This is a genomic window from Nitrospira sp. (genome assembly GCA_029194675.1).
In the GTDB taxonomy this organism is placed as follows: Bacteria; Nitrospirota; Nitrospiria; order Nitrospirales; family Nitrospiraceae; genus Nitrospira_D.
Window position 1 is genome coordinate 46794 of the sequence record JARFXP010000001.1, and the last position, 14847, is coordinate 61640.

Here is a 14847-nt window from a genome sequence, read left to right on the forward strand (position 1 = left end):
ATACCTCCGTGGCCAGCATCTGAGTACCTTGCACGAGTTGCCGGAGACGCTACGGATCCTTCTGTCGTCATGGACACAATTCTCAGTGTCCCTGAAACTGAAAACTCTAGAGTCCGAGCAGATCTCATTAAGGCAGCTATGAAGTTGCCGGGAAGCGATGCCGCACGCCTAGCTCAGAATGCCATTGCATGGATTGATACCCCGTACAACCTCTCACTCCATGAAACCATTGGCAGATACATAAGCTATCTGGCTTCATCAAACGAAGTTGATAGAGCGCTTCAAATTGCGCGCGCTCTGCTAGCCATTACCCCCAGACCAAAGACTGATAGGGATGCTGACGAAGAGAAAGATCGTATTGATTCGACAAAACCAGAAACTAGAGTTTCTTTTTCTGATTATCGCTCTATTCTTGAAGACAATCTTGCCAATCTTACTGAAAAGGCCGGAGACGCTACTATCGAGCTCTTATGTCAGCTGCTGGCCGCCTACCTCAAGGCATCGCCTGATTCAGATGACGAATATTCGTATATTTGGCGACCTGCCATTGAGAGCCATGAACAGAATCATGACGACACAGTTCGGGAGCTATTGATCTCTGCCATACGAGACTCAGCAGAGAGCTTGTTGCGGGACCATTCAACTGAGCTTCGTGCAATTCTTAAACTGCTTCGAGGAACAAGAATATCGGATGATTTGCCCGCAAAGCCGAGCAACATCATCGAGAGACTTTGCTTACACCTTATGAGGCTTTTCCCAACAGGAAATGAATCGGAGGTTGCTCACGCCCTCACAAACGAGGCGTTTTTCGAGGACCACCGATTGCGCCATGAGTACGCTCTTCTTCTGAAAGAACGATTCAAAGACCTCAGTCAAGCCGATCAAAACACAATACTGACATGGATAGACACCGGGCCTTCTGACATCGAAGAACGTGCTGCTTACTGGTCGAAGGAAACGGGCCAGCCCCCATCAGCTGAAGAAATAGCCAGTTACAAAACGCACTGGCAGCTGAAACAGCTTGTGCTTATACACGATTCTTTGCCTGAACCGTGGGCAGCAACATATGCGCACATAACATCAGAAATACCGGCCCCAGAGCATCCGGAATTTGAATCATATATGACCTCTGGATATGTTGGTCATGCCAGCCCTCGAACACTCGAAGACCTCAAGTCAATGCCTCCGTCTAAGCTTCGAGAATTTCTGAAAGGTTGGACACCGGAACCAAGAGGATCAAGGCAAGGCCCATCTCGAGCTGGCTTGGGAAAGATCATTGAAGAGATGGTGAGTCTTGAACCTACGAAATACATTGATGGCGTGGAAATATTCTATGGACTTGACCCCACATATGTGAGGTCCTTTCTAGAAGGAATTGGTCAAGCACTAGGCAACGGTACGCTGTTTCCGTGGACACCTGTATTGGACCTTTGTCATTGGGCAGTTAATCAGAATCGAACCATTCGAGACAGGATAGTCGATAAGTGGTCAGCAGATACCGATTGGGGGTGGACTAGAGCCAGGATTGCTCGCTTGCTGAGTGCGGGATTCAATGGCGGCCCGAATACCCTTCGTATCGAAACTCGCGCAAGAGTCTGGAGCGTCCTTTCAGCGTTAACAGAGGATCCTGACCCAACGACAGAAGACGAAGCCAACCGGAGTCAACACAACGAAGGACACCATCTACAGCACGCCATAAATACAGTTCGAGGGAAAGCGATGGAAGCTGTAATTGAATATGGCTTGTGGGTTAGGAGGTGTTTAGAGGCCGACAATACAGCACAAAAACTCCCGTCCTCTTTTACGGTCATGCCGGAAGTCAGGGAAGTCCTAGACAAACACCTAGAGTATGAGAACGATCATAGTCTAGCCATTCGAGCAGTATATGGGACATGGTTTCCTTGGCTGGCACTTTTAGATCGAGAGTGGGCAACCAATGCAGTATCAAAAATCTTTCCTCCAGACAATGCGGATAGTTGGAACGCTGCATGGGAAGCCTACATCCTATACCGTGAGCCATACAACGACGTATTACCTCTTCTCACTCCAACATACAGACACGCAATCACAAAACTGCGTTCTTTAACAAAAACACATGAGATCGTCCCAAAGATACACTCACACCTCGCCCAACATCTAATGGTCTTCTATTGGCGAGGGTTGCTTGAAATAGAACCCAGTGGCTTAATTGCTGAATTCTTTGCTTGTGCCGATGATGGCGCTCGCGCTGATGCTCTCAAATTCTTAGGTCGTAGTGCTAAACATATGAATGAAGATATATCGCCAGAACTGCCTAACAGACTTTTAGCAATGTGGAATTGGAGATTCAGCGAGATCAATCAAAACCCCGCTTCATCTTTGAAGGAAGCAAGTGCCTTTGGATGGTGGTTTGGCTCTGGAAAGTTTGACTTCACCTGGTCGACAAAACAACTGATTAATGTTCTAAGGATAACTGGTGGCAAAGTCGATCCAGATTACTTGGTGATGGAACAGCTTGTAAGTCTGCCATCAGAAATGTCGAAAGAAACTATTGAGTGCGCTTTCCTTATGGTCGAGGGTGACAAGGAAGGATGGGATATCCATAGCTGGACCAAAGAACTGCGACACATCCTTGGAATCGGATCCACAAGCAAGAACCCAGAGGTACAAAAACAAGCTTCCGTGCTGATTAATCGGCTTGGGGAGCGCGGCTACCTGACCTTTCGAGACTTGCTCCCAAGGAATTAAAGAGAACGGGAAAAGCGAGGGTAAACAGAACAAAAATAAAAGGGGTCGCCCATCTCGAAGGCTCCGGTCAAGCGGCATAGGACCTCGTGCCCTTCGTATTCTGCAAACGGGGCGAAGGATGAGACGATGACATCTCCCCTCGCCCTTCCGTCGCGGGACCCCGTCGCATCCCGGTTGTCCTCGTCATCAGGGTCAGCTCTGATCTGAGCCGCCCCAGTCACCCATCAGGATCACGGCACAGGAGCGAGCCTCATGGAGGATCGACTCCAGCCCCTGGCACGTCGTGCCCCAGACCACCGTCGGTTCCCGGTCACGTCCACCGGATATACGCACAGGATGTCTGGCGACCAGCGGGCTGGTGCCATCCCCGTTCTGGCTCATGACCGAGGCGTCTCAGTCCCCCACGCCTGTGGCGAGGGAGTTGAAGGGGGAAGCCCGGGGCGAATCGGGAGTGCGGGGGCAGACCCCAACCCCTTTGCGAGCTCCCAGCTCCCCCCAGTTCTGCCGCGCCGAGCCGAAGGCGCGGGCCAGATCGAAGGGCACCTGCTCGCGCAACAGGTGAGAGCAGGCGCGTGCGAGTTTATGCGCCACCGCTTTCAGTGCTACGAGGGGATGCGTCCGTGCCTGCTTCCGCTGATCATACGTGCGCATCACCGCCTCATCGCGAATCGCGAAGTGGGCGGCCTCGATGAAGGCCCAGCTCAAATATTTGTTGCCCTTCTTGGTGTTGCCGGTCCCTTTGCGCTTGCCGTTGCTCACGTGCTCGCTGCCGACGCAGCGACAGTAGGAGGCGAAGTGCCCGACGGTCGCAAACCGCCGCAAGTCGCCGACTTCCAAGAGAATCGTGCTGGCCAAGATCGGCCCGATGCCAGGAACGGTCTGTAAGAGCGCATAGCCCGGCTGCGTCCTTCCCGCCTCCCGGACCGTACCCTCGATCGTGCGAATCTCCTGCTCCAGACACTCCAGCACCACCAACGAACTCATGACCGTCTGCACGTGTGCGGGAAACGGGACGAGAGCCCGGACGCCCTCCGGGGTGAGCTGTCGGAGCCGGAGGAGAGAGAGCCGTGTCCCGGTTAATCGTGTGAGGAGACTTTGCAGACTGAGGACCACCATGGTCTTGTGCCGGACCAGTTGGCTGCGTTTGCGGAGCAAATCGCGGACGGCCCGTTCGGCTTTCGGATAAATATAGCCGGTGGGAAGCAAGCCCAGACGGAGCAGATGGGCTAACCACTGTGCATCATGCTGATCGTCGGCATGCTTGAGCCCACTGTACTGCGGCAGGGCTGGCGCATGGGCGAGGTGGACCCGGTAGCCGGCCTCCATGAGCCCGTCGACCAACCAGTACCAATTATAGGTAGATTCGACGACCACGCCCTGCACCGTAGTCCGATACGGCTCCAGTGCTGTGAGGATCAGCGCGAGGTTATTGCGCAGCCGCTTCTGATAGAGCACGCGGTCGTCGTCATCGAGGATCACCACAACGCTGTTCGTCGCATGCAAATCGATTCCCGCATAAGATCTCATCGCAACCTCCTCGGTGTAGGTGGAGAAGAGCCGCCGCGTCTTGCACGACGCAGACTCTATACTCCACATGAGGAGCCTTCGAGATGATCATCGGAAGTCTTTTCTTGACGGAGGTACAACGCCTTCGTTAGAAACTCTGGCATGCCTCGCTGTGTCCCAATTGGCTGCTGGAACCCTCGCCTACCACGTCCTGAATCTCCGGGTTGGGCGACTACTCTTGCACCCATAGCCCAATGGATAGAGCACTAGACTACGGATCTGGGGGTTACAGCTGCACTGTCAAGAAAGGGCTCCTGGCGGTGATGGACTAAAAGTGTGTTGCTGGTAGCACAGCCCGGTTGCGCACTGCGTTCGGGACCCAGGGGTTTGAGGTTCAAATCCTCTTTTCGGTAGCGCAGCCCGGTAGCGCGCCTGCTTTGGGAGCGGGATGTCGGAGGTTCAAATCGCCCCGCCCCACCATCAGACAATAATAAATGGACATGGGCCGCCCGCGCTTTGTGAGATGTAGAAGAACATTGCGACACGGTTTGGAATGGAATCCACGTTACGACCACGCGGACGACCGAAGGGCTCTTAGCCAAAGTTTCCCTCCCCCTCCGCTCTACTGGCTATTGCCGATTGACATACCTACGCGGGATAATGTGTGTCTGAACGAACAACGCACAGTGAACCCATCACGGTAAAAGACAAAGCGATCTGTTCCCATTTTCTTTCTGAGGGGGAAGCGATTGGTCTCATTGATGGGAAGACGGAGCGTCGATCAGTCATGAATCTGAAGGTGGATGATCAGCGGGCTGCGCCTCGAGTTGGTGTGCAGTTTCACGCCATGGTGTCGGGCTCCGCACAGTCCGAAGGGACGGGCATCATCCTCGATCTCTCAAGGAGCGGGTGCCGGCTGGAAAGCCCGCTCCTCATGTTGCCTGGCCTCTCGTTGGAACTGAGCCGACATAAAAAGGGTCGGGAGTCTTTTTATGACAGAGTTGCCTCGATTTCGTTAGAAGATCCACCATGCCTCGCCGTCCCCGATTGCCTGCTGGAAGCCTTGCCTACCACGTCCTGAATCGCCGGGTTGGCGGCTGCCGTTGTTTGAGAAGGCTCCCGATTATCTCGCCTTTGAGAAGATTTTCGCTGAAGCTCATGGAATCCACGTTACAGCCACCTAGACGGCCTAATGCGCAGGCGCACGCCTGGCGGCTCGGGCCAGGCAGTGTCTGCTTTCAGCTCTGGAAAATATGGGGCACGATTGCCATAGCGGATGCGCTTCAAATACCGCTGGGAAGAAGGAAACTGGCTGATGCGATTTCGTTCGTGTGATTTCGAGGCATCAACATTCTTGGAATCTTCTGGCTTATAGCGGTAGACCAGTACGTTGCCTTTATCATCGTGGGTCTGGCAAATCAGCCAACTGAAGATCCGTGCGGAATCTGTAGGGTCCTGGATGCGACTTTCAGCCGTCTTGCCGTACCAGGTGGTGACATTATCTTTGGAGATGGAGCGCCAAAAGACATCGGTTGGCTTGTTCTTGTTCGTCCAGCGCTCAATACAGGCGAAGAGTCCTTCGATGCGAGGTCGGTAGCGGCTGATGCGATAGACCTGACTACCGACGATTCTGTCGGGGATAACTTCCGGCTCCCATTTTCCGGCCGCATTCTTAATCAGAGTTGGAACGAGATCTTCCGAAACGGAGAGAATGAAGACATCCGAGTCTTCGGCGTCCTCATATTTGGGCAGACCTTTGTCGGTTTTTCGGGTGATAGCCGGAAGAGACAGACTCCACCCAAATCCGAATGGGCCGTTGCCTGCGCACGAATCGTAAGAGAGTGAAAGTTGCGGTCCAAATCCCGAACGGCCTGGCGAGGTGGCGATGGGAACGGTCATCGAGCCGGTTCCCGTGACCGGATTCGCGGCGAACTTCTCTCCCATCTTTGGGAAGTGAGATGGACGGTGCTGAGATGAGAAATGGTTTTTCCTGCTGATTTGGATAGGCTTTGTGAACGAACCCGGGAAGATCACGAACGTGGTGTACCTATGGTCGGCCTGAATCGAAAACGATTCAGTGGCAGACTACATGCTGGACGGCAAATCTCAGTAGCATGCGCTTGGGCCAGCCACACGTTCAGACAATTGACAAGTGCCACTTAGCAGTTTATCCTTCGTTGTGTGATCCAGGGCTTCCGGCACAAGGGTTTGAAACGGCTGTTTGAGGACGGCGACCGCAAGGGGATTCGGGCTGAGTATCTTGAGAAGATCGAAAATATTCTTGCCGTCCTGAACCGAGCCCGAGTACCGGAGGATATGAATCTCCCCGGCTTTCGGCTCCACCCGCTGAAGGGCGACTTAAAGAGCTTCTATGCCGTGACGGTCCGGGCGAATTACCGCGTGATCTTTCGGTTTGAAAACGGTCATGCGTACGACGTGGATTTTCTGGACTATCATTAGGAGGATATACCCATGCTGATGAAACATCCCCCACATCCAGGACGGATTGTCCGGCAGGAGTGCATCGAGCCTCTTGGGATCACCGTCACCGACGCGGCCAGGCATTTGCGCGTAACGCGGCAGGCGCTTAACAACCTCGTCAACGGGCGGGCGGGTATTTCTCCTGATATGGCCATCCGGCTGTCCAAGGCGTTTGGCAGCAGCCCTGAAGTTTGGCTTGGCCTCCAGCTCGACTACGACCTTGCTCAAGCCACCAAGCGAGCGGCCAATCTAAAAATCTCCCGCCTCGATCCACGGGACATCTCTCCTGCGGCTTAGCAGGGGCTGTTCAGCGCACAGCTACGACACCACCAACCTCACCAGCCAGCATCAGCACTTCCGTTTCACCGGGACCCAGGTCATGGTGGAACGACATCGTGGCGGCGGCGGTTGGAGAACACACCGTCAGCTTGGGCGGCAGCCCCTGAAGACAATTGCCCCAACTCGAACAGCTTGACAGCTCCAGCCATGCGCAACGCTTCCCCCATTCCCTCTGGAGACAGTTTCAGAGCCAGCAAGGTATCATCGGGTATATCCAGCATAATTCGGCTCGTACATGCCCTCCCCTTATGCAGGTAGTATAGCAAGTTCCCCGAGTGCTAACCGATTATTCAATCTGCCGAAACAACAGAGCCCGGCTCGAGCAGCTGTCCTGCTACCGGCAAAACTGGTCGGCAAGCTCGCCGGGTTTGAAGACACCTCGCTCGGTGATGATGGCGGTAATGAGTTCGGCCGGGGTCACGTCGAAGGCGGGGTTGTAGACCAGCACATCTTTGGGTGCGACCGGATGGCTTCCGTGGATAGTGGTCACCTCTGATGGATTTCGCTGTTCGATCGGAATATCAGCCCCCGATTTTGTTTTGAGGTCAATGGTCGAATAGGGGGCCGCGACATAGAAAGGAATGTTGTGCGCTCTCGCCAAAACCGCCACGGAATAAGTCCCGATCTTATTGGCTACGTCTCCGTTCTCGGCGATTCGATCGGCGCCGACGACGCAGAGATGAATCTTTCCTTGCCTCATGAGTGAGCCGGCCATGTTGTCCGTGATCAGCGTGACGGGAATATGATCCTGCATGAGTTCCCACGCCGTGAGACGGGAACCTTGAAGCACAGGACGAGTTTCATCAGCAATCACATTGATTTTCTTGCCTTGCTCCCATGCTGATCTGATCACTCCAAGGGCAGTCCCATACCCTGCCGTGGCGAGTGAGCCCGCGTTGCAGTGGGTCAAGACCGTCTGCCCGTTGCGGATCAACTCTGCTCCATGGCGCCCGATAGTCTTACAGAGATTAATGTCTTCTTCAAGTATCGCTTGAGATTCTGCGATAAGAGCCTGCTTGATCACTGGGACCGGTTGAGCCCGCAACGACTCCAGTTTTTGCCTCATTCGTTCGATCGCCCAGAACAGATTCACGGCGGTCGGTCTGGTCACCGCGAGTTCATCGCAGATCCTAAAGACTGTCGGTGCGAAGGAAGAATACTCAGTCGCATTGATCGCCTGTGCACCCAAGGCAACACCCATGGCTGCTGTCACACCGATCGCCGGCGCGCCACGAACTTTCAGAGTACGGATCGCTTCCGCGACAGTCTGGTAGTCCCGACAGTCGAGGAATTCCACTACTTCTGGGAGCCGGCGTTGATCGAGTAGGCGAACGGCGCCGTCCTTCCATTCAACCGTGGGAACCATGGGGAGATCTTCTAGCGGGAATAGAGAAGGAGTGCAAGTCCTATCTGCGGCGGCCGCTGATTTCGAGCACAGTAATCATCGCGGCAATCAAGCCGGCCTGAATGAGGAGCAGCACCGCTTCCATTGTCCCGGCATGTCGGAGCGCTAAGGCCGCCAGCCCGAGACAGATCGTGAAGAGAAAAATCATGGCGACGCTGGCTTGTCGGGAACCTAAGGCGCGCTCGAGACGATGATGCAGGTGGTCCTTGCCGACATAGTCCAGCCACGCTTTCACAGATTTGACCTTTCCCGTCGCAACCCGTTCGACAGTGATGTGGACCATGTCGTAGATCAGGACTCCGAAGATCAGCAATGGATTGCTGAAGGACACGATCGGGCTTGAATCCGCCCAGCTGCCCTTCACCGCCAGACAGGCCAGCGTGAATCCAATGAAAGTCGAACCGCCATCGCCCAAAAAAATGACGGCCGGACGTCTGCCGCGAAAATTATACGGCAGAAACCCGAGACCAGCTCCGATCATGGCGATCGCAAGCCAGCCTAACCCTGCCTGATCGGTTTCAAACGAAACGACGCCCATGAACCCGGCCATGAGTACCGCTAAACCTGTAGCCAATCCATCCATGCCGTCGAAAAAATTGAAGGCGTTCGTAATGCCGACGATCCAAAAAAGCGTCAGAACAATGTTGGCCGCATCTCCGGGGAGTCCGGGCGAAAACAGTGTCAAGATTTTTCCCGAGGCAATCACGATACCCGCCGCCAGCAATTGTCCACACAGTTTTGCCGAGGCCGGCAGCTCTCGAATGTCATCGATGACGCCGATAATCAACAGAAGCGAGCCGGCCACCAGGATGGCAACCATCCAATCGGGTATGATGGAATTCAACAGCAACGATCCGAGGAAGCCGGCATAGAGAGCTAGACCGCCGAGCCGTGGAGTGGGATAGACATGAATCTTACGATCAACAGGAATATCGACAAGGTTCCATCGATGGCCGATCCTGACCATCAGCGGGGTCATGGCTCCGGTACCAAGAAACGCAAAGAGAAAGATATGTAACCATCGCAAGCCTTCAAGCTGAAAGAGTTCTCGAACAGAGGGAATAGCCAAAGCGATGGCCCCGGCTGTTGCTCCGGATACAACCGGCGTAATCCAACGCCACGTCGTGGCATAGAATGGATGAGCCAGTTCCGTTTCGAGCGTCTTCATGACCACTCCGAACGCAGCGCGACCTGCACCTGGGCCACATCTTCGTCCGTGAGCGACGGGAACAGGGGGATCGAGAGCGCGGTACGCTCCGCTTCTTCCGAAGCAGGAAAGCCGCCCAACTCCAAATAGCGATGGAGCGACCGGAACACCGGCTTCCGACATTGAACCCCGCGGCCTTCAAATCGTGCGATCACACTGCTCACACCGTCCACTTGGTCGTGCAGGTCCGGCATGCGCACCACGAACCGGTAGTACACGTGCGTGCGTCCGGCCGGTACGATCGGCTGCACAAGTCCGGCACCATCCAGCCTCGATCGGTATTCATCCGCGATACAGTTTCGTCGTTCGAGGAAAAATGCCAGGCGATTCAGTTGCGCCAAGCCGATCGCAGCTTGGAGATCGGTCATCTTTACATTCGTCGCTCCCGGGCGGAGAGACGGCGCCTCGTCGTATTCCCTCAGTGTGCGAACTCGTTCCAACAAACTTTCATCGCGGGACAACACCATCCCTCCTTCACCTGTACAGAGTAGCTTTGTCGCATAAAACGAGCAAATAGTTAACAGACCGACTGACCCCGCGACTCTTCTCTGTTCCATCGCGCCCAGTGTCTGCGCACAGTCTTCGATGATCGGCACTCCCAACCGTTCAAGAGCCGTCAGATCAGCGGGAAGACCGAACAGATGAGGGACGATCATGGCCTTGGTCCTCGATGTGAGGGCCTGTCGCGCAGCTTCCGGATCGATCGCAAAAGTCTCCAAATCGATATCGACTACTCGCGGGATTGCTCCGACACGCTGGATGGCCACCAGCGGTGCGGCACAGACATAACTTGGAAGTACGACCTCATCGCCTGGTCCGATTCCCAATGCTCGAAGTGCAACTTCCAGCGCCGCTGTTCCGGAGCTTACGGCGACTCCGCCGACCAGGCCAAGATAGGCCGCCATCCCACGCTCAAACTGCTCGACCATACCTCCTTGGGTCAGCCGGCGAGATCGCAATACTTCGATCGCCGCCTGGAGTTCATCAGTTTCGATAAAGGGTCGTGAGTGAGGAACCATCGTGGCAACCGTCGTCATACGCCGATATTTATGAACAATCGCAAGGGCAAAAAGCCTTCGGCGGTTTTCACCCGACCCTGGATCCCGCGAAAATGTGCCGACGACCTCACGAGGTCCGCGATGCCTATCCCTTCGATATTGGTTTTCATCACTTGGGAGGCATGCGCTTCCAATGCCTGAATTTTTCGGTCCAATGCTTGCTGGATGTCCACAAAAACCGTGGGTGCGAAGTTCTGCGTGGTTGGTCCTTCATAAAACAGCACGTTTTTGGTGTAACGCGTGGCGGTAATCGTGCTCATCGCCAAATGCCGGTGGTCTTGATGGGTATCGTCATGGTAGTGAACGAAGATGAAATGCGGCTCGATCTTTCGCACGATCTCCTCGACTGTTTGGATCAGGTCTCGTCCAAGGGGAACTTCCGTGTCTTGGTACCCTCCCCAGAACACTTCTTCGGCTTGAAGGAGTTTGGCTGACAGCTCTTGCTCTCTCCTGCGAACCGAGACATTGCCGCCCGCTCCGCCCTGTGTCATGACCATCAGAAAAATGCGATGGCCATTCTCCGCATACTTGATCAATGTTCCGCCACACCCCACTTCGATATCGTCAGGATGGGCTCCGAGTGCAAGAATGCGCATCGGTTCTTTGACGTTGGGGCTCTTCATACCTGATCCTCCTACACACTCGTCAGAGAACGATCCATCGAGCGCGTTCGGCGTAACGTCGAGAGCGCGTCGGGTCCTTGCATCAATAAGAGATCCAGTGCGGACAGATTCGGCTCAAACGGCTCGTACGCCTGGCGATAGCTGGGATGCTGGAACACCTGTATTTCAAGCCGTACGCCTGAGGATTCGAATCGCGTCTTATCCATGTAGTGCTCAGCGCCCGGTCCGGCAAGATACCCTGTGGCGCCGACCGCCCGACAGAGATCGATCAACCGGTCGGTCGGCTCGTCGCGAGCCGCGTATTCAGCGGCGCTACGGACCGGTGTGGTGATTCCATAGGCATCGAGCAACCATTGCACGGTCGCCTTGTTGAGATCACTCAGCCTAGACCAGGGTCGAGCGTACAGTTTCCGCAACTCAGAAAGATACCGGTCTCGATATGGTGCCCGAGCATAATGTATATCCAGCGCTCGGAGGTGCTGAGTTTTCCATGCGGTGGTCGGGTTAATCAGGACTTCGTCGATACGTTGGCCAAAATGTTGCAGTACCGGAACCGTTAACCACTGCCATCCCTTGGCGGTCCTGATACGATTTCGATTTTGCCATTCGTTCTTCTTGAACTGGACGGTATCCAACATGATGAACGCATCGGCCTGATCGATTTTGTCGAGATACCCAAGCCACGGCAGGAATTGCGGTTGGTGAATGGTCACGCGCATGCGTTACTCCGGCTTTCAGCTTGTTGCGGTCCGTCCGTGAGCGATGGCTCCTGGGCGAAGGGCCATTCGCCGAGATACGTTTGTGTTTGAGCCGTCCGTCGGTGAGACATAGATCGGATTGGTCAGTAACTCCCCTCCCTTGCCGACTACTTCCACTCGATAATTCATCCACTCTTCCTGCTGTGCCACACGATCCGCGAGCTCTATCCGCAAGGGAGTCTGGCCTTCGATCTGTCTGATGACCTGACCGGATCGGATGACACGAAGCTTTGCCGAATATGGCTTTCCATCAATGGCGGACACTCCGACACGGACGATGATGTCGCCGTTCCCACTTCTGCGAAGAGTCTCCCCGATTCCAGCGGACTGCTCGTTGTTCAACAGGCGAAACTCGTCGAGCCGAAGCAGAATATTCTGGTCACCTCTCGCGACCGCATAGGTTCGACCACTCTTGAGCGCAGTCATGACGCCGGCTACGGCTCGCTCGGGTGTCTGGATGATCGTGTACACCCGATCCAAATCCTTTCCAGCATCCGTAGTTCCATGGAATGCCACCTCCCCGATCACGGTGGGAAACATGTCCTGATCGTATACCGACCTTGATCTCAGCAGTTGGTCCCATACGCCACCCGGCGCTATCACTCGCCTGACGTCCTGGTACAATCCGCCGAATCCTGTATAGCCTCGTGTCAAGACTAACGCTTCGGGGTGGGGTTCAGTCTTGATCGTAATGGTTCCCAGCGGACCGAATGAATGCCGGCTGAAATCACGGGCCTCTGTCATCGACCAAAACACCAACGCGCCCCGTTCAACCGCCCGATCAATCAAGGCTTGATAAGGCCGGTAGCCGACATTTCCGTCGTGCGCGCTGTAAACAGGCGTCTTCATCGGCCACGCATTCATCATCATAACAATACAGGTGATCACGAGGACGATGACGAGAACGGGTCGGCGAGATGAGGACCCTCTCCAATCAGAGCATCGCGAGTCTTGAGGTTTCCACAACCAGACTGCGGGAACCAACAGAAGCAGTGGGAGTCCATTGACCACGCTCTGCCAACCCCATACAAACGAGCAAGAATTCCCCCGAGCCGGAAGATGCTCGTAATCCTCGGCCTTTTCCAGCCCGATGACGAGGAGATTCCGCTGGGCGTTGTGCATGGTGAGATCCCCGTGCAACAGCGAACCGGTCCAGTAATAATGTGGCGCGACCTCGACCCCTGGAATAATGATCAGATTTGGATGGCGGTGCTGCACTGCGCGAACCTCATCGAGAAATCGTTGTACGCCGTACTCCATGATCGAGGGAAATGTGACGTGGTACTTCAGAAATCCTTCAAACGGCTGGAGTCCATAGTCATATCGCAAAGTGAAATTTTCGGACAGAATCAAGACATCCAGCTGTTGGTCCTCGGCTCTTCTGGCCAACGATTCCAGGTTGAGAGATCCCGTACTCATCGTACTGTGTACATGAATGGCGGCCCGCAGAGAGTACTCGCTCATGGCTGGTGTAGCAGCTGAACCAGCTGCAACCTCTGCCAGGCCGATCACGGCAGCAAACAGTCCGGTCGCAATTCTACGGCCGGCTCTACGCATGAACCACTGCTGCCCCTCTGTAGACCAACTCAATGGCCCGGATCATGGCAGGGACGCCGTAGTCTGTTCCAATACTCAGCATGGCGTTCTGTCCTAATGTGCGGGCCCAGGGAGGATCGGACAATATCCGTCGCAACGCGACGGCTAGCGCGAGACTATCTCCTGGTGGAACAAGGAGGCCGTTTTTCTCATCCTCGACCAGAGCAGGAATTCCTCCAGTTCGGCTGGCAATCACCGGCAGCCCCGCTGCCAGGGCTTCGATCAAGGCCCGCCCCATCCCCTCATTGAGCGACGGCAAGACGAAACAATCCATCCCAGCCAACGCGCGATCGACGTCCTCTCGACAACCTACCAGATGCAGGGCCTGAGCGATTCCTGCTTGGCTTGCCTGGCGTAGCAGGGCATCATGCTGATCCCCGCTGCCGAGAATGACGAGGTGCAGATGAGGATGCTCCTGCTTCAAATGAGCGACGGCGTCGACCAAAAACCGATGCCCCTTAATATCCGTCAACCAGCCGACGGAGCCGATGACCGTCGCGTCAGGTGGGCAGTCGAACCACTCCGGCATCACCTTTCCGGCCGTCCGAGCCTGTTTGAAACGATCGATATCAATACCGCTTGGTATGACGGCAAATCGATCAACGCCCCCGATTCCTCGCTCAAGATGCTCGGTCCTTTCGACTGGTGTCAGTGCGATCAACTCATCGGTGATCCATGACAGTGCGCGCTCGATCTGTAGAAACATCCACGAGCATATCGAACCGAAGTGACCATAGAACACGTGCCCGTGTGGTGTATGAACAATCTTGGGAATACCTGTGATCCACGCGGCCAACCTGCCCAGCACCCCGGCTTTGGATGTGTGCGTATGGACGATGTGGGGTTGTTCCTGTCGTAACAGAACAACCAGATTCCAGAGCGCCGCCAGATCGGCCATTGGACTGATCTGACGAACCAGCGACGGGACCATGTGGTAACGGATCGCCTCTTTATCCAAAACTAGCAGATTTTCCATTATTGCAGTCAGTCCCCCCTGTGCATCCCATGTTCCAGCTTGTCCGGTAACCACGACCGGCTCAAACTGAGCCCGATCGTGTCCTAACACTGTGAGCATGGTATTCCGAGCAGAGCCACCCTGATCCAGCCGAGTGATGATGTGGATAACCTTTTGAACAGCCATCGGTCC

The 14847-nt window shown here is 55.0% G+C and carries 15 protein-coding genes; 4 read left to right on the forward strand and 11 right to left on the reverse strand.

Annotated features, from left to right (window positions below; translation table 11 throughout):
• Positions 1–69: 69 nt before the first annotated feature.
• Complete coding sequence (locus tag P0120_00270) at positions 70–2727, forward strand: hypothetical protein (GenBank protein ID MDF0672764.1); 2658 nt, start codon at positions 70–72, stop codon at positions 2725–2727.
• 192 nt (positions 2728–2919) lie between these two features.
• Here the strand turns inward: P0120_00270 and P0120_00275 are convergent, their stop codons facing one another.
• Complete coding sequence (locus P0120_00275; GenBank protein ID MDF0672765.1) at positions 2920–3108, reverse strand: hypothetical protein; 189 nt, start codon at positions 3106–3108, stop codon at positions 2920–2922.
• 12 nt (positions 3109–3120) lie between these two features.
• Complete coding sequence (locus tag P0120_00280; protein ID MDF0672766.1) at positions 3121–4254, reverse strand: IS110 family transposase; 1134 nt, start codon at positions 4252–4254, stop codon at positions 3121–3123.
• A 643-nt stretch (positions 4255–4897) separates the two neighbouring features.
• On the opposite strand from P0120_00280, the gene P0120_00285 reads away from it, so the two are divergent.
• Complete coding sequence (locus P0120_00285) at positions 4898–5314, forward strand: PilZ domain-containing protein (protein MDF0672767.1); 417 nt, start codon at positions 4898–4900, stop codon at positions 5312–5314.
• A gap of 89 nt (positions 5315–5403) precedes the next feature.
• Here P0120_00285 and P0120_00290 read toward each other — a convergent pair whose 3' ends face one another.
• Entirely contained in the window at positions 5404–6177 is a 774-nt protein-coding gene (locus tag P0120_00290) for a SpvB/TcaC N-terminal domain-containing protein (protein ID MDF0672768.1), read from the reverse strand.
• 237 nt (positions 6178–6414) lie between these two features.
• Between P0120_00290 and P0120_00295 the strand changes: the two genes are divergently transcribed.
• Both P0120_00295 and P0120_00300 read left to right on the forward strand, forming a co-directional pair.
• The gene (locus P0120_00295; protein MDF0672769.1) at positions 6415–6693 is read left to right on the forward strand and encodes a type II toxin-antitoxin system RelE/ParE family toxin; all 279 of its coding nucleotides are present in this window, start codon (positions 6415–6417) and stop codon (positions 6691–6693) included.
• Between the two features lie 12 nt (positions 6694–6705).
• Positions 6706–7011 (forward strand): HigA family addiction module antitoxin, encoded by a 306-nt coding sequence (locus P0120_00300; protein MDF0672770.1) that lies wholly within the window; start codon positions 6706–6708, stop codon positions 7009–7011.
• 80 nt (positions 7012–7091) lie between these two features.
• Here the strand turns inward: P0120_00300 and P0120_00305 are convergent, their stop codons facing one another.
• The 8 genes from P0120_00305 to P0120_00340 all read right to left on the reverse strand — a co-directional run bounded on the left by P0120_00305 (position 7092) and on the right by P0120_00340 (position 14841).
• Positions 7092–7274 (reverse strand): UPF0175 family protein, encoded by a 183-nt coding sequence (locus P0120_00305; protein ID MDF0672771.1) that lies wholly within the window; start codon positions 7272–7274, stop codon positions 7092–7094.
• A 113-nt stretch (positions 7275–7387) separates the two neighbouring features.
• Positions 7388–8419, reverse strand: a complete 1032-nt coding sequence (gene mtnA, locus P0120_00310; GenBank protein MDF0672772.1) for an S-methyl-5-thioribose-1-phosphate isomerase — start codon at positions 8417–8419, stop codon at positions 7388–7390.
• Positions 8420–8459: 40 nt separating this feature from the next.
• On the reverse strand, positions 8460–9626 hold the full coding sequence (locus P0120_00315) for an MraY family glycosyltransferase (protein MDF0672773.1): 1167 nt from the start codon (positions 9624–9626) through the stop codon (positions 8460–8462).
• Positions 9623–10702, reverse strand: coding sequence for a DegT/DnrJ/EryC1/StrS family aminotransferase (locus P0120_00320; GenBank protein ID MDF0672774.1), 1080 nt, complete (start codon positions 10700–10702; stop codon positions 9623–9625). Before P0120_00320 ends, P0120_00315 begins: the two co-directional genes overlap by 4 nt.
• Entirely contained in the window at positions 10699–11346 is a 648-nt protein-coding gene (locus tag P0120_00325) for a PIG-L family deacetylase (protein ID MDF0672775.1), read from the reverse strand. The genes P0120_00320 and P0120_00325 overlap by 4 nt, the downstream gene beginning before the upstream one ends.
• Before the next feature lie 11 nt (positions 11347–11357).
• Positions 11358–12065 (reverse strand): WbqC family protein, encoded by a 708-nt coding sequence (locus P0120_00330; GenBank protein ID MDF0672776.1) that lies wholly within the window; start codon positions 12063–12065, stop codon positions 11358–11360.
• A gap of 15 nt (positions 12066–12080) precedes the next feature.
• Positions 12081–13661 (reverse strand): hypothetical protein, encoded by a 1581-nt coding sequence (locus P0120_00335; GenBank protein MDF0672777.1) that lies wholly within the window; start codon positions 13659–13661, stop codon positions 12081–12083.
• Positions 13654–14841 carry a glycosyltransferase family 4 protein gene (locus tag P0120_00340; GenBank protein MDF0672778.1) on the reverse strand — a complete coding sequence of 396 codons (1188 nt, stop codon included), beginning with the start codon at positions 14839–14841 and terminating at the stop codon, positions 13654–13656. The genes P0120_00335 and P0120_00340 overlap by 8 nt, the downstream gene beginning before the upstream one ends.
• Positions 14842–14847: the final 6 nt, after the last annotated feature.